The 17568-nt window shown below is 41.3% G+C and carries 15 protein-coding genes and 2 pseudogenes; 9 read left to right on the forward strand and 8 right to left on the reverse strand.

Annotation, left to right across the window (positions count from 1 at the left end):
* The first annotated feature begins 573 nt into the window (after positions 1 to 573).
* The gene (locus tag IQ276_RS28615) at positions 574 to 1926 is read left to right on the forward strand and encodes a pentapeptide repeat-containing protein (protein WP_193920203.1); all 1353 of its coding nucleotides are present in this window, start codon (positions 574 to 576) and stop codon (positions 1924 to 1926) included.
* Positions 1927 to 2204: 278 nt separating this feature from the next.
* Here the strand turns inward: IQ276_RS28615 and IQ276_RS28620 are convergent, their stop codons facing one another.
* From IQ276_RS28620 to IQ276_RS28630, 3 genes are all read right to left on the reverse strand, one after another.
* Positions 2205 to 2837: a restriction endonuclease subunit R gene (locus tag IQ276_RS28620; protein ID WP_193920202.1), complete on the reverse strand. Its 633-nt coding sequence runs from the start codon at positions 2835 to 2837 to the stop codon at positions 2205 to 2207.
* Positions 2838 to 3022: 185 nt separating this feature from the next.
* Positions 3023 to 3808 (reverse strand): type I methionyl aminopeptidase, encoded by a 786-nt coding sequence (gene map / locus IQ276_RS28625; protein WP_190876413.1) that lies wholly within the window; start codon positions 3806 to 3808, stop codon positions 3023 to 3025.
* Positions 3809 to 3818: 10 nt separating this feature from the next.
* A complete protein-coding gene (locus IQ276_RS28630) occupies positions 3819 to 4847 on the reverse strand; it encodes a Gfo/Idh/MocA family protein (protein ID WP_193920200.1) in 1029 nt (342 codons plus the stop codon).
* A gap of 337 nt (positions 4848 to 5184) precedes the next feature.
* Between IQ276_RS28630 and IQ276_RS28635 the strand changes: the two genes are divergently transcribed.
* Both IQ276_RS28635 and IQ276_RS28640 read left to right on the forward strand, forming a co-directional pair.
* Positions 5185 to 5484, forward strand: a complete 300-nt coding sequence (locus tag IQ276_RS28635; protein ID WP_193924516.1) for a ferredoxin — start codon at positions 5185 to 5187, stop codon at positions 5482 to 5484.
* 43 nt (positions 5485 to 5527) lie between these two features.
* Positions 5528 to 5776 (forward strand): hypothetical protein, encoded by a 249-nt coding sequence (locus tag IQ276_RS28640; RefSeq protein ID WP_190876410.1) that lies wholly within the window; start codon positions 5528 to 5530, stop codon positions 5774 to 5776.
* A 281-nt stretch (positions 5777 to 6057) separates the two neighbouring features.
* Here the strand turns inward: IQ276_RS28640 and IQ276_RS28645 are convergent, their stop codons facing one another.
* Positions 6058 to 7755, reverse strand: a complete 1698-nt coding sequence (locus IQ276_RS28645; protein ID WP_193924518.1) for a SpoIID/LytB domain-containing protein — start codon at positions 7753 to 7755, stop codon at positions 6058 to 6060.
* A gap of 118 nt (positions 7756 to 7873) precedes the next feature.
* Here IQ276_RS28645 and IQ276_RS28650 point away from each other — a divergent pair, with 118 nt between their 5' ends.
* The 3 genes and pseudogenes from IQ276_RS28650 to IQ276_RS28660 form a co-directional block, all read left to right on the forward strand.
* A complete protein-coding gene (locus tag IQ276_RS28650; protein ID WP_073644197.1) occupies positions 7874 to 8137 on the forward strand; it encodes a ParB N-terminal domain-containing protein in 264 nt (87 codons plus the stop codon).
* Positions 8138 to 8287: 150 nt separating this feature from the next.
* Positions 8288 to 8779 (forward strand): Dps family protein, encoded by a 492-nt coding sequence (locus IQ276_RS28655; protein ID WP_190876408.1) that lies wholly within the window; start codon positions 8288 to 8290, stop codon positions 8777 to 8779.
* 98 nt (positions 8780 to 8877) lie between these two features.
* Positions 8878 to 9111: pseudogene (locus tag IQ276_RS28660) on the forward strand (helix-turn-helix domain-containing protein); the annotation flags it as partial.
* Between the two features lie 143 nt (positions 9112 to 9254).
* On the opposite strand, the gene IQ276_RS28665 reads toward IQ276_RS28660, so the two are convergent.
* Positions 9255 to 10730: an NF041680 family putative transposase gene (locus IQ276_RS28665; RefSeq protein WP_228043575.1), complete on the reverse strand. Its 1476-nt coding sequence runs from the start codon at positions 10728 to 10730 to the stop codon at positions 9255 to 9257.
* Positions 10731 to 10891: 161 nt separating this feature from the next.
* On the opposite strand from IQ276_RS28665, the pseudogene IQ276_RS28670 reads away from it, so the two are divergent.
* The 3 genes and pseudogenes from IQ276_RS28670 to IQ276_RS28680 form a co-directional block, all read left to right on the forward strand.
* Positions 10892 to 11296, forward strand: a pseudogene (locus IQ276_RS28670) (nucleotide exchange factor GrpE); the annotation flags it as partial.
* A gap of 296 nt (positions 11297 to 11592) precedes the next feature.
* Entirely contained in the window at positions 11593 to 13650 is a 2058-nt protein-coding gene (locus IQ276_RS28675) for a PAS domain-containing sensor histidine kinase (RefSeq protein WP_193922703.1), read from the forward strand.
* Positions 13651 to 14012: 362 nt separating this feature from the next.
* Entirely contained in the window at positions 14013 to 14339 is a 327-nt protein-coding gene (locus tag IQ276_RS28680; RefSeq protein WP_193922689.1) for an STAS domain-containing protein, read from the forward strand.
* Here the strand turns inward: IQ276_RS28680 and IQ276_RS28685 are convergent, their stop codons facing one another.
* From IQ276_RS28685 to IQ276_RS28695, 3 genes are all read right to left on the reverse strand, one after another.
* Positions 14340 to 15476: a PP2C family protein-serine/threonine phosphatase gene (locus IQ276_RS28685; RefSeq protein WP_190876404.1), complete on the reverse strand. Its 1137-nt coding sequence runs from the start codon at positions 15474 to 15476 to the stop codon at positions 14340 to 14342.
* 301 nt (positions 15477 to 15777) lie between these two features.
* A complete protein-coding gene (locus tag IQ276_RS28690) occupies positions 15778 to 16545 on the reverse strand; it encodes a DUF1350 family protein (protein ID WP_190876506.1) in 768 nt (255 codons plus the stop codon).
* 233 nt (positions 16546 to 16778) lie between these two features.
* Positions 16779 to 17498: a hypothetical protein gene (locus tag IQ276_RS28695; RefSeq protein WP_235116352.1), complete on the reverse strand. Its 720-nt coding sequence runs from the start codon at positions 17496 to 17498 to the stop codon at positions 16779 to 16781.
* Positions 17499 to 17568 lie beyond the last annotated feature (70 nt).

Below are 17568 nucleotides of genomic sequence, written 5' to 3' on the forward strand. Positions count from 1 at the left end.
AATACTTTTTACTTTAACAGGTTAGAGTAACTGTAAGAGCAGAGTAATTGTGAATTTATCAAACAGAATTCAGGAGTCAGGAGTCAGAATTCAGAATGAATTTTGTACGACTGGCGGATAGCGCAGCGTTAGCGACGCAGGAGCGTCTGAATAATCGCGTTGAAAACCACCAAATCATAGATTTGGTGGTCTTCAATCAGTGGCGGATCTGAATCCCCACGCTCAAGATTGCTGAATTCAGAATTCTGAATTCTGTATTCTCCTTCAACAATCCCTATAACCAGTGAAAAGAGTCTTCCCGTAATTATTTGAAGCGTTTTATGATTATTAAAATCCCCGATTTTAATAATTTTTTGAGTTGTTCTGTCAGTATCAGTTTGCTTTTCGTCGTTGGTATCTGACCTGGGTCAATAATTGTAACAAAAAAATTGTCGGTTACTGATAACATGAGGAGTGGAGCGATCGCCAATCAACTCTGCGACCAAATATAAACTTGACACCACCGACTGGAACTCCGGACAATTTCTGATAAAACAGATGTTGAACTGAGTCTGCTGGGGGAAAATAGAAAACATGACGATTGAATCCAATTCCTCAAATCTACCAACCCCAGAACCTATCCCAGAACACGACTTGCAACCAGATGACTTTGACGGTGGCGCAACTGAGAATCATCTCACCTCAGAAGCACTAGCGACACAACAAGCCCTAGCAACTATTTCGTCTTTGCAATCTTCCCAAAATACAACTGCTCTCAAACAAGCTCGTTCTGGCTTCAGACAAACCATTAGCAACCAATTCACAGTCAAACCCAGGGCATTGCTGCTGATCTTTGTTGCCATCGCCACCACTCTCATCGGACTTATCCTGAATAACTGGATCGTCGGCGTTGTCGGCACACTGATGACTTTACTGTTATCCCTAGCAATATTATTGCCTTGGTTCCTAGAAGTTTTTGACGAGTGGTTTTCACCCCTAGAACGGACGCTGTTTGTTGGCTTTTTCGGATTAATCATCGCCATCATCGGCTTGATCCGGTTCACAGGTGTTGGCGATCGCTTGCTGCTTTTAGGACGCCAAATTAACTGGGAAACTGCTGGTAGCCTAGCCGAATGGTTTGGCGCTTTGGGACAAATTCTCATCGCCATCATCGCTGTTTACGTAGCTTGGCGGCAATACGTGATTTCCAAAGACTTGACAATTCAGCAAAATATGCTAACAGTTCAGCAAAATATTATCACCCAGCAGCAAACTATTGATTCCTATTTTCAAGGCGTTTCCGACTTAGTCTTAGATGAAGAAGGATTATTAGAAGATTGGCCTCAAGAAAGAGCGATCGCTGAAGGACGCACTGCGGCAATTTTAAGCAGTGTCGATGGTAGTGGTAAAGCGAAAATTCTCCGCTTTCTTTCACGTTCTAAGTTGCTGTCACCTCTAAAACGCGATCGTCTATTAGGTAGAGCCATTCTCGACGGTACTGGCGGATATGCAGAAGACCGCCTCGAAGGTGTGCGCGTCATCGATTTAGGCGTAATACTGGCAGCAGCAGACCTTTCTGGTACTGATTTACGTTGGACTGACCTCAGCGAAGCTAATCTTGTCCGCGCTAATTTGGCCGGCTGTGACTTAGTAAAAGCCAACCTTTCCCGCACTATTTTATATGATGCTAATCTCACTGCTGCTGACCTCAACGGAGTTCGCCTGTTCTACGGTGTGGTGGATAAAGCATCACCCCGCAGTCGCACCGAACCACCAGATTATCAAACCGGCGAACAAACTGGCGCTGTAGTGGAAAAAGCTGATTTTACTGACGTGCAACGGATGTCTGAGTCTACACGTTACTACTGTTGTGCTTGGGGTGGCGAAAAAACTAGAAATACTATTCCTGGTGGTTGTGAAGGTATTCCAAATAAATTGGGACGATAATCAGGAGAACAATATAGCGGTTCCCGCATGGGTGAGGTACAGAAAAAAATAGATCCTCGTAGGGGCGCACAGCTGTGCGCCCCTACCCATAGACCAATACAGTTCAGTTTAAGCATTTTTTGCTTCTCTTTCTCTCTTTTCTCTGTGTCTTCTGCGCCTCTGTGGTTCGTTAAAAAAATGACTTTGACGAAGAGTGCTAGCCTTAACTAAACCGTATTGACCCATAGACCTCATTCAAATGAAAATCGCTATAGTTTTGCTTACTGCATTGCTATTTATTAATTATTTTCTGTCAACTCGCTAATACCTTTCAAAATTCGGAGAACATCATATAACTCATTACCACGGTTTCGGACATCAAAAATATCTGAAGTTGCGTATCGAGGAGGATGACCTTTGAGCAGTTTAATGAACATAAAACTGCCACCAGAAGTAATCATGCCAAATACTACATCTTGTGACTGGGGCGCAGCCAGCATATATGCCAAAATTTGGTCAAGTCCGGCTTCTACAGAATAAGCAACCTGTTTTGACTCAATGACTGTTACCCAGAATTTTTGATTGAGAAGTAAGAAGTCGATTCTTCCTTTAATAATAGTTTGGTTGTCTTGTGTTTGAATCTCAATAGTTTTTTCTAATTTGAGATGAAAAGGAGGTAAATAAAACTTCCCAATGAATAGTAGTGGCGATAACACAATTGTGTTAACTGTATTTTCTAATAAAGGCGGATAGTTTCGTAAATTTATGTAACCTGCCTTGATTTGATCCAATAGCTGCTTTTCTAAACTTGTCAGTTCTGGTAGATCATCTTGCCACTCTCGAAAGAATTCTTCCGAATCAACTAACTCTAATCCATAAAGCAATATTAGTTGCTCAAGTGTGACGTTTTCCGCAGCAAGAGTCTGAACCATGAATTTTTCATCTAAGGGACTAGGAAGTGAAAAGTATTATGGAATCGAGTTTTTAGGGTTTTTAAATGGTTGCTGTATTTACGCCGTGAGGGAGAAGAACTCTTAACTCCTCACTCAGCACTGGCTCAACGCCCCACTATCCATGTACAGCAGTCCCAATGTCCAATGCCCACTCCTGTATGCTGTCATACACCCCAGTAATTCTCGCCTTCAGCTAGGGTGAGAATTTCAACGCCATCTTCAGTCACAGCTAAGGTATGCTCAAATTGGGCAGAAAGCTTGCGATCGCGAGTTACAGCAGTCCACTTATCGCTGAGAACCTCGACTTCGTAAGTTCCTTCGTTAATCATTGGCTCGATGGTAAAAACCATTCCTGGTCTGAGGCGCTTACCTTTACCGCGTGTGCCATAGTGGGGAATATCCGGCGCGGTGTGAAAAATGTTACTGATGCCGTGTCCCACGAAATCTCGCACCACAGAAAAGCCTTGTCCTTCAGCATATTCTTGAATGGCTGCACCAATGTCACCAATGCGTGCCCCTGGTTTGACTTCAGCAATACCCAAGCGCAAACACTCCTCTGTCACCTCCACCAGCTTTTTCGTCTTTGGAGATGGAGTACCCACAATGAATGTTTTAGATGTATCGCCGTGGTAACCTTCAACAATCGGCGTCACATCAATATTAATAATGTCACCTTCCTTGAGGATTTGCTTGGCGTTCGGAATGCCGTGACAGATTACCTCATTTACACTAGTGCAAATGGACTTGGGGTAACCTTTATAACCAAGGGGTGCGCTTTTTGCTCCATGCGCTTGTGTCCAACGTTCAGCTTCATCATTGATTTCCAGAGTACTAACCCCTGGCTTTACCATTGGTTCTAAGTGCTGTAGAAGTTTGGCCGCCAAGCGCCCAGCTTGACGCATTTTGTCTAATTCTCGTTGGGATAAAATAACAATTAGTTCGGTTCTCATCAATTTTTGTCTAGATATCTTTCATAAATATAGTTAACCCTGTTTGTGCTGCTCTTTGGGCAGCATCAGCAACCTTTAGGGTATACAAACTCTCCTCTGGGGTAACATACAAAGGAGTGCCGTTAAAAAGATGGTCTAATACCATAATCGTGTCTTTGGCGAACAAACCCCGCCGAGGGCCAATCTCTATAGATGTTGTTTCCCCTGGCTGGATGAAAAATCCTGTATCGCCATCAAAAATTAAAGCGCCCTTTTCACCATGAACTTCAAACTTACGTTCTGACTGCCAAATAGTTTCGCCTTTACCATAGACTACTTGGGCTAAAAGTCCACTGTTAAAGCAGATTTGACTAGTGCATAAACAACTTTGGTAATATTCTGATTCTGTTTCCCAATATCGCTGGTGACAGTTAACAGTAAATACTGTACCAAATAAATCAGTGAGACGATGTAGGCGCGACAGTGCGCCAATTAACGGAAAACCGAACAGATCGTGGTTGTAAGTCCATTTGCGGGGTGCAGGATTCTGGGGATTGATGGTGCTGTAGCGGACATAAAACACTTCACCAATTTTGGCTAAGTTTTGTTTCAAAGCTTGATGCAGACCACCTAAAAGTTCCAGGTGTTCAACGTGTAAGAGCTTTTGTTCTGCTTTAGCCAAGGCGATGAGTTCCTCAGCTTCTACCACATCCAAGGAAAGCGGATACTCGACAATCACATGTTTGCCGTTGGTAAGGGCTGCACGAGCGATCGCCCCATGATCTCGATTCACAGTGGAAATCACCACCAAGTCTATATCTCGGCGTTCTACTAACTGTTGCCAAGAACTTAACGCTTCAATTTCGTACTCTTCGGCAAAGGATTGGGTTTTTTCTGGGATATGACCAACAACTGCGACTAAGTGCGATCGCGCAGCTTGCCCTTCTCCCATTCGCCCATCATTCAGCAACGCCTCAGCCCGAAACTTTGCCGCATATCCAGTACCTACCAAACCTACACGCACTTTTGCTTTTTCCAAAGCTGCCTCTGAATTATACATGATCCTCACTAGTTCTGTTTTTCATCCTCCCACACTTGTAGTAATAGGATTCATCATTGCTTATTCCCCATGTCCCCACGTCCCCACATCCCCGCGTCCCCACATCTGCCTCATCTCCCCATGCCCCATGCCCCAACCAATCTATAAAGAAAACTTATCTGTATTAACTAACTAAATTTCATTACTAATCGGGGTCGATTTACAGTCACATCGTTTAATTTTTCTCGTAGTATCAGAATTGAAGCAAATATAAAAGGGCGGCTAATCCCATAAGAGCAGCCGTAAATTTTGCTTTAGCATAACTTATGCTGCCGTTTGCAAAAGAGAGGATTACCCAATGCCAAGTTTTAAAGTCACACTAATCAACGAAGCCGAAGGGCTGAACAAAACGATTGAAGTTCCTGATGATGAATATATTTTAGACGCTGCTGAAGAAGCTGGTCTTGATTTACCCTACTCTTGCCGCGCTGGTGCTTGCTCGACCTGTGCAGGTAAAATCATTTCGGGTACTGTCGATCAGAGTGATCAGTCATTCTTGGATGACGATCAGATAGAAGCTCAATATGTGCTGACTTGTGTCGCCTACCCAACCTCTGATCTGGTAATCGAAACTCACAAAGAAGAAGATCTCTACTAAAAGTTAGGCCTCTCAACAATAAAATCTCTTGCAAGAGTTACTGATGTTCACAACGTCATCCGCTGGTAAGCCATTGCTGAAATCCCAAGTGACGTTGTGCGTAAAACAATTAAACTGCCTGCGGGAGGCGGCCGCCTGCCTGGGTTCTTCCACTGAGAAGATAAACGTCGAAAGACCAGAAATGCTGTGTAAATCCATCATCGGGTTAAGTTCCGAATATCCCTGTGATATCCCCAACATGGCAACAGCAAGTGACACAGGAAGCTTATACTGTACCGAAGCTACAGTATAGCTACTTCACGAGAAATATTCTCCTAATGGTATGTATCTTTTCTCATCATAGTTTGACAAAAAGCCTAATTTTATAACAAAGCAGGAACATAAAATTCATTGTGTTCCTGCTTTATTCACATATTTATGAAGTTAGGGTATAAAAAAGTTTAATTCCCTAACTTTATTTATCGGTTAAAACTGCCCTTGAAACAAGCGTTGCCAGTGTTTTTATGGATATAAATTAGCGAACTTACAACTCGATTTTTTTGTTCATGACTAAAGTTGCCGTGCTAATTAGCTTTAAAGCTTAATCTCTTGACTGAGAATTTTAATCTCAGTATCAGGATAGTAGAATTGCAGAATTTTCTGACTCGACCAACCAAGTTTAGCTAAATTTTGAGCGCCAGTTTGACTCAAGCCGACTCCATGTCCTAATCCACCACCAATAAAGGCGTATCCCCACAGTTCTGGTTTACCTTTATTCAAGGGTTCTATGTAAAAAAGTGTACTTGTGGGAGCGGCAAAAGCACTGCGAACTTCGTCTTTGTGGAGAATAAATGTGCTTTTATCAGTTTTGACAGCGAGTTCGAGGATGCGTCCACTCTGGCTTCGCTTCACCACAGCCATAGCCTGGATTGTCTTAAATTTGGCGTGAGGACTATTTTTAGAAAGCAAAAATTTCTGTAAATCCTTGATAATATCCTCTAAACGAGTTTCCCTCCGCCAACGAAACATATTCCACTTACTTTCATTAAAACCTTGTTGCATATTAATAAACTTTTGGAAGTTCTTTTCATCGGCTAAACTTTGCTTCGACAAGTCCCAAAGATTAGTAGCAGCATCGATTACAGGGCGCAGATAAGGACGATCTTCACCATTCCAGACATCGCTGAAGGAGGCGGTGACGCCACCAGTGGTGGAAGAATACAAGGCGTCTACTAGTTCGTTTTTATAAGTTAGTACCTTACCCCTAGTTGCAGCGATCGCTTTATCTGTTTTAAGAGCTGCTCCATTCAATCCATAATAAACTTGGCAGTGAGTATCAGCACACAACTGGTAGTTATCTGCGGCAAATCTACGTAAATTTCTCAAGGCATAAGTGCGAGCCAGAATTGCTTGGGCTTCTAGCGCCGTTGTTGGTGCATCAATGCCTATTTCATAAGGCACAACTCCACGCAAATAAGTTTCTAAGGGTACTTCATTAACTAAAGTATATGTACCGTAAGCATTTGGCTGTAAATTTAGCCGCCCTGCATACAAACGAGCATTTTCTGGCTTATCGCTTTTATTCACCCGAATCAAGTTTTTATCAGTGGTGACTTCCAACTGATTTAGACTGTAGCGCTTACCATCCACCACCCAACTCACTCGCGGTACTTGTTTGGTAATTTTAGTATCAAGATATACTTTTTCTCCGTTAGTAGCTTGGATGTTCTGCAACAACAAGCGTCGCAGTAAAGGAGTGCTGTAAACGTCGCGTTTCGCCCAAACCTGCCAGCGTTCTGGCTGGGCTATTTCCACTTCCATTCCCTGAGAACGCCATTTTTTTGCACTGTCTTCCGCAGTTTCAAAGGTGCGGTACGTACCCAAGATTACCACTTCTTCAACTGCTGGCTGGGGTAAAGCTTGCATAACTGTTTCCAGCTTCACAGGCTTATTGGTAACCACAACTTGCTGCTTGTTACCCGTTTGAAATTTTAGCTTTAAGCGATCGCCCTTTGTCGGTTCCAGTTGCAGTTTCGCTGTGGCTTCGGCGCCAAATCGCTGCACAATCCCAATTTTCAGTTCTACATCCTGAATATTGCTCTCAGGCCCCGATGCCGCAGTCAGTCCCAATAGGCTAAATGTCGCCACCACAGTGTAGGAAAAACGCCAAAAGGAAAATTTCATGGCTACCTGATAGCAAAGCGATAGCGAGTACTTGAGCGTCTTTTGCCCCTGAATGCGGCGTTGGAGCTGATTTTCCAATTGCTTTGTAGCGCGGTCTTTTTGTCGCATGAGTGCTCCAATGATACCATTACCAGTTTTGCCCCAAATAAACACTACTTGCAAAACAAAGTCATAACGATTATGATTTATTTAAAGGCACAAGACAGAACTAATTGATAAACTCCTTATGGTTAGAGTCCAAGAAATTCCATTAAATCAGATTAAACGCCCGTTGCCCCGTGCAAACGATCCAAATAAAGTACAAGCCTTAATGGAATCGATTGCCCAGATTGGGCAGCAAGAACCGATAGATGTTCTAGAAGTAGATGGACAATATTATGGCTTTTCTGGTTGCCATCGGTATGAAGCTTGCCAACGTTTAGGCAAAGAAACCGTTTTAGCCAGAGTCCGTAAAGCACCCCGTAGCGTTTTGAAGATGCACTTGGCATAGAGAATGGGGAGTGGGGAGTGGGGGAGATGGGGGAGATGGGGGAGATGAGGGAGATGAGGGAGATGAGGGAGAATAATTAATAACCAATTCCTACTCCCCACTCCCTACTCCCCACTCCCCAATTACATATAACCTAATTAGGAGAAAATTATGTCATCACAAGTAACAGTCAAAAACGTAAATATCGGCATTGACGAGGCGAGTAGGGCGAAAATTGCCGAGGGATTATCTCGGCTGTTGGCTGACACCTACACACTGTATCTGAAAACTCATAATTTCCATTGGAATGTGACAGGGCCGATGTTCCAAACGCTGCACCTAATGTTTGAGACCCAGTATACAGAATTAGCGTTAGCAGTTGATTTAATTGCCGAGAGAATTAGAGCGCTTGGTTATCCTGCACCAGGAACCTACAGCGAATATGCCAAATTAAGTTCGATTCCAGAAACTCCTGGAGTTCCTAAAGCTGTGGAAATGATCCAGTTACTAGTACAAGGACAAGAAGCCGTAGTCAGAACTGCACGGTCTATTTTCCCCGTAGTGGACGAAGTTAACGACGAACCTACCGCCGATTTATTGACTCAGCGGATGCAAGTACACGAAAAGACAGCTTGGATGTTGAGAAGTTTGCTGGAAGAATAGGAATGGGGACTGGGGACTGGCGACTGGCGACTAGGAAATAATTCTTTTAACTCTTAATACCCAATACCCAATCCCCAGTACCCAATCCCCACTTCCCCATGCCCAATATTGATTTCACCCAAAAGTTACAAAATTTAATGCAACGAGTGGGTATTTCTAGTTTTAAAGCGCTCAGCCGTGCTGCTGGTGTCTCAGAGGGTCAAATTTTGCGGTTACGGCAAGGAAAACTAGAGCAGATGCGGGTAGATGTGCTGCTGAAGCTGTCGCCAGTGCTACAGATGTCATTGAGTGAATTAGTCACAACTTTTTCAAATGTAGAATTATTACAAAATACAGCAGCTAATAATTGGACTTTGGACAAAAAGAAGTTTGTTCGCGAGTCACACTCGCGAACAAAAAACTAGTCATCAGAAATTACCCCAGTTATTTTACAAACTGAGTCAGACTGAGTTAAACGCCTAAAGCCTAAGAAAATTTATGCGGCTTTGACTTTAGCGAGTGTTGATTTTGACTTCTTCTTGACAACAGGATGCTTAGTTCGTTGTGTTTGAACTTGACCTTGAACTCGACCGATGGAATTTCCTCTGGTTTTGGGAGAACGAGCGGGTGTACCAATCTCTGAAATAATTCTCTGAAAATCGCGTTGCACTACACTTGGAGTGGCAATTTTATCATTGTTTTGTTCTAAATAACGCTCCCATGGCCTGGGTAAGTGTGTTGCTAACTCCCTTGCCGCCCACAACTGTACGTAAGCTAGGATTACTAAATGTATCCAATTTTCCTCATGCAAAACATCTGGAGTTTGAAACTGCGTCATCAACAAACGCTGCTTGCTAAATCGCAGCATGTGTTCAATATCAAACCTTTGTCTATAGCAATGGTTTGCAACCGTAGGTGAGATTTCTCCACGTTGCTCACCTATGACAATTAACCACATTGGTTTCCAGAGAGATTGATTAGTATCATCAGTCACATGAATTCTGAGCAGAGTAAAAGGATGACAATACATTTTTTGGTGCTTGGTTCCCCTCATCAACATTTGATGCCAAGCGAGTATGGTGATGTTTAAAAGACGACCCTTACAGGTTGTCTGCTGAATTTGTGTTGTCTCGTCGGGAGAGTGCCAAGTTTCAACATCAGCTAAATTAAACCGTTCACCGTATTTTTTTGGACAACCACGTTTTTTCTTTGACTCATCAACGGGTGGAGATTGGTAGAAAATTCGATTACTACGAACTCTGGCTATCACTACCACATTTTTGTGTTTGGATTGGTCAAACAGAAATGAACGCTGACTATAGGCGCTATCTGCTACTAAGACGCACAATTTTTCCTGCCAGGGCAGTGATGAATCAGACATTACTGAGGAAATTTGTTCACTACCCACATCAACACCAGTTTTATCAAGTGATACCCTTTCTCCTGATATTGGTATTGACCAAGGGGCGGCATTCCCAGTTTCTTTCTCTGGTAAGATAGAAAGTATCGAATAAGAATGACCAATATTAATCGGTTTGTTACCCTTGATAGTATTTGGCTGGTAAATATACCCACGTTCAGCTAAAGTCCTCGCGTAAGGACGCGGATGCGGTGTTGTATCAAGAGCGAATAAGTAAAAAGGGCGTTGTTGTGGTTGCTTAATTAACTCAGATACCACCCTAATTAAGTTATTGGGTTTTTCTTGTTCTTCTTGTTCTTCTTCTTCATTGTTCTTCTCCTGAATATTTGTATTAAATGATTTTTGAATTGCTTTATAAATAGAATTATAGCTTCTGGGAAACAAAGGACTTAAAGATAACTCCGCAATTGAATTGGCTCCCGTATTACCCGCAAGCGCATCCAACAAATCCATACAGGCGTCGCTACATGAAGAAAAACAGTTGTAAATTTTTTGTCTAAAATCTTGAAATTGCGCTATTAATTGATTGTTATTAAATTTTGGCATAGCCATCAGTATTTACCCAAAGATACTTTGTAGTTGATATTACTATTTGTTGGGGGTCTGATGGCTATGCTTTTTTCTGCTCGTCACTATAAACAAGATTAATCATTCATTTATTCGCGAGTCACACTCGCGAATAAACTTCTTTTTGTCCAAAGTCCAATAATAATCAAGAATTATTACAAGAAATTGCAAATTTAAAAAAAGAGTACGATCGCTTGCAGTTTCAACTACAACAGCAGCGAGAAATATTACTACAAGAACTCCAGCAGTCAACTTTACAACTGCTGGAGCCTTTGTTGTTGCAATGGCCAACAGCAGCACAAAAAGCCCAGGAAAATCCACAGCTAGCAGCAGTCAAAATAGTGCCGTTGGTACAGAAACCCCTAGAAAAACTTTTACAAGGGTGGGGAGTGGAAGCGATCGCATTTGTGGGAGCAGAAGTACCCTACGATCCCCAACTACACCAATTGATGGAGGGAACTGCACAACCTGGAGAAATAGTCAAGGTGCGGTACACTGGTTACCTTCAAGGTGACAAGCTGCTTTATAGAGCTAAAGTCAGTCCTGTGTAAAAGGGAATGGGGAATGGGGAATAGGGAGTAGGGAATGGGGGAGTCTGGGGAGATTATAAAAAAGCTTCCCAGTCCCCAATCCCCAGTCCCCAGTCCCCAATCCCTGGGATCTATTGAGAAAGTCAGGAATTAGAAGTTAAGGGTGAGAAGTTATAAATCATAACTTCTCACTTTTAGTATTGTCTGTTGAGAAATAACAGACACAGGGAATACTAAAACAGCAGAAGCAATGCCTCAGAGAACTTCTTTGAGAACGAAAGTGCATTTCAACTCCAGTTACAAACAGGACTTCGAGTATGCAAAAGGACAACAAAATAAATGAGTCCTGCAATCACCTAAGGGAACTCGCCAGTACTTGTCCACTTATAAACCAACAGGAAAATGTTTCTATTGCCTTTCTATTGCAAATCGTTAACGATATGAAGGAGCGTCAACAAACCCACGAGGCACTCCAGCAAGCTTATGCAGAACTCCAAAGACAAGTAGAAGAACAGACTAAAGAATTAATCAAAAGTAACGAGGCACTACAAGCTGAGATTGCTCAACGGCAACAGGCACAAGCAGAATTAATGCTTTACAAGCAAGCGGTAGAAAGCTCCAGTGATGCTATTGGCATAGCAGATGCTGCGGGTAATCATATCTACCAAAATTCGGCATTTTCCAAATTGTATGAATGTAAAACTGTGCAGGACTTCACGAAATTTGGAGGCTTTTCTGCTGTGTTTACTAACTCGGCAATTGCCAAGGAGATATGGCAAGCTACTATTTCGGGTCAGTCCTGGGTAGGTGAGGTTGAGCAACAGTCTGCTAGTGGTCGGATTATGCAGACTTTCCTCAGGTCTTATTCTCTGAAAGATTCCACAGGCCAGAACGTTGGTTTTGTTGGTGCTGTTACTGACATCACGGAGCGTAAACTAGCACAAGTGCAACTCCAACAGAAAGAGCAATTCCTTCGGACTGTCTATGAGGGATCTGAACATTTGATATTTGCAGTGGATGTTCTAGAAGATGGGGACTTTCGCTTCACCGGTTGGAATCCAGCTACAGAACGTGTCTCTGGTATCAGTAGCACAGAAGTAATTGGTAAAACACCAGAAGATGTGTCTGGTGTTGTGGAGGGTGCAGCAGTCCGTCAGAGATATGTAAACTGCGTAGAAGCAGGTGTGCCCATGACCTACGAAGAATGCTTGACTTTCCAAGGTGAGGAAATTTGGTCACTAACTACAATTAATCCCCTCAAAGACAGTGAAGGTAGAATCTATCGGTTGGTAGGAACAACATTTCAAATTACTGAGCGTGTACGGGCAGAAACTCAGTTAAAGCAGCGGACAAAAGATTTAGAAAAAGCCGTTGAGGAACTCCAGCAAACTCAAATGCAGCTTGTCCAAAGTGAGAAAATGTCAGGTTTGGGACAATTGGTGGCTGGTGTTGCTCACGAAATCAATAACCCTGTGAATTTCATTTACGGCAATCTCACCCACGCCAACGACTACATTCAAGACCTAGTGGGATTTGTTCGACTCTATCAGCAACTCCATCCCCATCCCATCTCTGAAATTGAAAAATTAGCAGCAGAGATTGACCTAGAATTTTTGATAGAGGACTTGCCCAAACTCCTCAACTCAATGAAAGTTGGGGCACAGCGAATTCGAGAAATTGTTTTATCCTTACGCAATTTCTCTCGTATGGATGAAGCTGATATGAAAGAGGTAGATATCCATGAGGGAATCGATAGTACTCTAATGATTCTCGAACATCGCATCAAGGCCACACCTGACCGCCCTGCCATTCAGGTGATCAAACAATACAGTAACTTACCTGTAGTGGAATGTTATGCAGGACAACTCAATCAGGTATTTATGAATATTTTGGCAAATGCGATCGATGCGATTGAAGAGTCATTTGTCATTGGTCATTGGTCATTGGTATCAAACGAATCGCAAATGACAAATGGCCAAGCGCAAAGTCCGAATGGAGGAAAGCTCCGCTCAGACAGCACTTTCTCTAAGCCCAAAGATCCGTCCAACGCAGTGGCTCAACTTACTAAGAGAGGACAAATGACAAATGACCAAGAACAAATGACTTCTCCTCAGATTCGCATTCATACTGAACTCACTAGCGAAAAACAAGTAGTTATTCGCATTGCTGACAATGGATTAGGAATATCGAAGGAAGTAAAGCAGCGACTTTTTGACCCGTTCTTTAGTACTAAGCCCATTGGTAAAGGTACTGGCATGGGTTTATCTATTAGTTACCAAATTATTTCACAAAAGCATGGTGGCAGCTTGGAATGTATTTCCCAGCGAGGAAGTGGGGCTGAATTTGTGATTACTATTCCTCTTAATCAAAAATAAATTATTATTTTTATGCTACAAACAGATTTAATTTTTAGATTCGAGATTGGCGCAGTCAAAATTAAAATTTTTGGCTCTAGTTTTTCAAATTTAGTGCTGAATACTTTAATTTATGTAAGTTATTAACTATAAATAAATTTAAATGCTAACTATTGTCATTATTTAACATTGTGAAATTTAAAAATAATTGTGATTTTAAATACTGATTATTTAAAATTTTTTTGGGATATTTTTACTGGTAGATAGCATGAACTTATCAAGAATGAATTTGATTTTTTATTTTTTGATCATTCAAAAATTCTACTAACGGTATATAATAGCAAAATCAGAACAACATTTACACAAATCAGCGTGAAATAATTATGAGAGAAGAAGTCAAAATTATTAAACTCAGTGGTAATCTGAACGCCACAACTTCACAAGAATTTCGACAAAGTATTACTAAAATTCTCGAAGTTGGTGTGAAAATTGTCTTACTTGATTTTCAGGATGTAACTTTTATGGATAGTTCAGGTTTGGGAGCTTTGGTGTTAGCTTTCAAAACCTTGAGAGCAGCGGATATTAAGCTTGTTATCTGTTCAATTAATGAGCAGGTCAGGATATTATTTGAACTGACTAATATGGATAAAATATTTGAAATATTTCCTAACCAAGAAGCATTTAATCAGGTTTTATTGTCCAAAACTTAATTAATCAAATTTAATTTGCAAGATAGATAAATCATCATCAAAACTATCTTTGGAGTTGAGAGCGATTAAATAACTCAGTACCCGATCGAGTTGGCTATCAACAGAATTTTGTAAGCTAAGTAGTAGCTGAATAAAAGCATCTAAACTCCAAAGTGTGCCATCTGATTTAGTGATTTCATAAGCACCATCACTAAAAATGTAAAGGGTACTGAATTTTCCAATATTGCAAAATCCATCAATATATTTTGCTTCTGGAAACATCCCAACTGGCATTCCTGGGGTTTTCAAGAATTTAACTTCGGCTTTTCTAGGAGATGTGCCGGTGATTAAAATTGCAGGTGGATGACCTGCACTAGCATAAATTAACTGGCGATTGATTCGGTTGTAAACGCCGTACCAAATTGTAAAGTACTTGTCGTTTTGATAATTCATCTGAAAGGTATCATTCAAAGCTTTTAAGACATCACTAGGTTGATAGTAATTCAGACTTTTGAGGGCACGAGAACGAAGCAAATTCATCACTGAAACAGAGGGAAGAGTGGCTTTGAGTCCGTGTCCAGCAGTATCCAACAAGTAAATTGCCAAATAATCGGCATCAAGCCAGTAATAATCGAAACAGTCACCGCCGAGTTGTCGTGAGGGAATGAATCGAAAATTTATGTTGAAGGGTTCAGTCATGGGAAAAGGCAGGAGCGATCGCACATATTCTGCGGCTTCTGACATTTCTGATTCTAAAAGCAACTTTTGAGTCTGCAAATCTCTACTTAATTGATGCAGGCGTAATCCTGCTCTTACTCGTGCTTGTAATTCATTATGCTCAATCGGTTTGGAGATAAAATCATCAGCGCCAGCATCTAGCCCCTTAACACAATCGGCAACGGAATCTAAGGATGTTAATAAAATAAAAAATGTGGTGGAAAATTTTGGGTCTGTTTTTATGCGGTGGCAGACTTCCAGACCATTCAACCCCGGCATAATCCAATCACAAATAATTAGTGCTGGACGACAAGCGAGTGCCTTTTCTATTCCCTCCTCGCCGCTACTGGCAGCAATTACCTCATAACCCTGTTTTTCCAACATCCTTTTCAGGAGTATTTTGATTGAATGGTCGTCATCAATTATTAGTATTTGATACATAGAACGTTGCAGGAACCACTAATTAATAATTTGCTGTAAACATAGAAAAATAAAATATGATATGGACTACTCCCTTGCCGCTAAAAAAATACTTAATTTTTTTAAATTAACTGCAAAAAAGAGGCAGTACGGCCTTTTTTATCTTTCAAATGAACGACTGCTGTCGTAAACAACGCAAAGTAAGAGATAGGTAATATGACGATCGCAATTAAGTAATATGCTAGTAGTATTACTGTATTCATAGTACTAACATATTTTTCTTTTTCCGTCGAATTTATGACTTTTTGACAGTCATAAAACATTATGGAGCTGCAAGCGGATTTAGCCACAAGAGAATGGCGCTTTTTAGCTGATTCAAGTCGCGGTATGCTTCTTGCTTGAACCATTGTCCTAAGGCATCAAAGGGAGTGAAAGATGTTCCAGTTTGCCATTTGATGTCTTGACCTAGAGGTGTTGTGTGAGTTCCTGTTAACGTTTGTGCTGTCACCATCTCACCAAAGCGTTGTTCCAAGATTTTGGTTAAAGCTGCCGATTGGTCAATGGTGTCATTGCTAAATTTTATTAATAAATTGCGCCGAATATTGTATCGTTCTAGGACAAGTCTGTTGGTTTCCAATGGTGAGGGAGTAAACTCGATTTTCAAAGTTGAATTGAATTGTTCTACTAGGGGAATAGCTTCTTTAGCGGCGTAGTTGTTGAAGGATATTAAAATATTACCTGCGCGTTCTACTTGAAAAAGGCTACCAATTAATAAATGAAGTTTACAGCCCATACTGTGTCCAACGCCATAAATGGGGAAATAAAGCTTGCGTAATACCCCAGAGTCATGTAAGCGTTCGAGGGTGCGGTCAAAGTTGAGCAGCACGGATTTGGCGATCGCAGTATGATCCAAAGTATTTACGAAAGGTGTAGCAATTACAACGTAACCTTTACTTGCCATTTGTTCAAGTAGCCAGCCATAAGTCAGGTGGGGTGCAGTGGCAACGAAAGCACCTCCCAAGAAATGGATGATACCTATGGGATTTCGGGGAATGACTACCCAGTTACCTCTAATTTCTTTCCAGTCCATGTGGATAAGCGATCGCTTCATGAATAATATTTATGTTAGACCGGGGATCGCAGTCCTGGGAAGGATTATAGAAAAGATCATGGTGAAGAGAGCAGGGGAGGCAGGGGAGGCAGGGGGAGCAGGGGGAGTGAAGAGAAAATTTTAGTATTTTTTACGACTGTTATACCCATAAATACACTTGTTTCTTTCTCTCCCCCTGCCTCCCCTGCTCCCCCTGCTCCCCATTCTTCTTTTTAAGGCTGACTCTGTAATTTTTTCATTTCATGTTGTACATCTAATGCAATTTGTAATGCTTCGTTGAGTAACCTTCCATGCTCAGTAGCCTGTTCGTGTACTTGCATGGCTGTTAAAGTTGCTAAATTGTTGATGAATAGTTCTGTATTACTAAGAATAAAGTTTTTATTCTCCCTCAAAATCCTTTCTGTCTTCAAAGCGCGAACTAAATCAGCTTTTGTGAGTTTAAGCGCTGCGATCACACTCTCCCTTTCTTTGATAACCACTTCTGGGTTACCAGCTTCTTCTATTTGGTCATTAATATCTATTGCTTTAATAATAGCATTATATCTACTAACATCATTTAAGAGGATTTGTAGAGAATTATTCATGTTTAGTTTGACAAATTTGTTTCTCCTTTTCCATAGCATATACAGTATAATTTGCGTCAACCCACCAACCCAAAGCCCTAAGATAATTAAGAATATCCAGGATGGTATTGTTATCCATGAAACAAATATTTTCAGGATTAAGTCAAATAAAATATAACTAAAAACGAACGTAGAAAATCCAATAAATATTACAGTTGCTCCTTCGGAACCTTTGAGTTTTTGTATATATATTTTTCCGAAGTTTAACAAGATATTTGTAATAATTAACAACTCCTCATTGACAGGTAAATTAGTCAGCTTTTGTAGTTCATTATGACTAATTTCCAAGCCCTGTAAATCATCCCGCACAACTTTAAAATCCTTGCAAGAATAGTTATTTACAGCAATTTTCAGGTATTTGACCACGATTGAGAGAGGT

The organism is Desmonostoc muscorum LEGE 12446 (assembly GCF_015207005.2).
In the GTDB taxonomy this organism is placed as follows: Bacteria; Cyanobacteriota; Cyanobacteriia; order Cyanobacteriales; family Nostocaceae; genus Nostoc; species Nostoc muscorum.

What these genes read in the sequence shown, in the direction of transcription:
- IQ276_RS28645 (WP_193924518.1), bottom strand. Translation starts at nt 7,755, where the DNA reads ATGCGACAAAAAGACCGCGCTACAAAGCAATTGGAAAATCAGCTCCAA.
- IQ276_RS28635 (WP_193924516.1), top strand. Translation starts at nt 5,185, where the DNA reads ATGCCAAGTTTTAAAGTCACACTAATCAACGAAGCCGAAGGGCTGAAC.
- IQ276_RS28640 (WP_190876410.1), top strand. Translation starts at nt 5,528, where the DNA reads ATGTTCACAACGTCATCCGCTGGTAAGCCATTGCTGAAATCCCAAGTG.
- IQ276_RS28690 (WP_190876506.1), bottom strand. Translation starts at nt 16,545, where the DNA reads ATGGACTGGAAAGAAATTAGAGGTAACTGGGTAGTCATTCCCCGAAAT.
- IQ276_RS28675 (WP_193922703.1), top strand. Translation starts at nt 11,593, where the DNA reads ATGCAAAAGGACAACAAAATAAATGAGTCCTGCAATCACCTAAGGGAA.
- IQ276_RS28680 (WP_193922689.1), top strand. Translation starts at nt 14,013, where the DNA reads ATGAGAGAAGAAGTCAAAATTATTAAACTCAGTGGTAATCTGAACGCC.
- IQ276_RS28620 (WP_193920202.1), bottom strand. Translation starts at nt 2,837, where the DNA reads ATGGTTCAGACTCTTGCTGCGGAAAACGTCACACTTGAGCAACTAATA.
- IQ276_RS28630 (WP_193920200.1), bottom strand. Translation starts at nt 4,847, where the DNA reads ATGTATAATTCAGAGGCAGCTTTGGAAAAAGCAAAAGTGCGTGTAGGT.
- IQ276_RS28685 (WP_190876404.1), bottom strand. Translation starts at nt 15,476, where the DNA reads ATGTATCAAATACTAATAATTGATGACGACCATTCAATCAAAATACTC.
- map (WP_190876413.1), bottom strand. Translation starts at nt 3,808, where the DNA reads ATGAGAACCGAACTAATTGTTATTTTATCCCAACGAGAATTAGACAAA.
- IQ276_RS28665 (WP_228043575.1), bottom strand. Translation starts at nt 10,730, where the DNA reads ATGGCTATGCCAAAATTTAATAACAATCAATTAATAGCGCAATTTCAA.
- IQ276_RS28655 (WP_190876408.1), top strand. Translation starts at nt 8,288, where the DNA reads ATGTCATCACAAGTAACAGTCAAAAACGTAAATATCGGCATTGACGAG.
- IQ276_RS28650 (WP_073644197.1), top strand. Translation starts at nt 7,874, where the DNA reads ATGGTTAGAGTCCAAGAAATTCCATTAAATCAGATTAAACGCCCGTTG.
- IQ276_RS28615 (WP_193920203.1), top strand. Translation starts at nt 574, where the DNA reads ATGACGATTGAATCCAATTCCTCAAATCTACCAACCCCAGAACCTATC.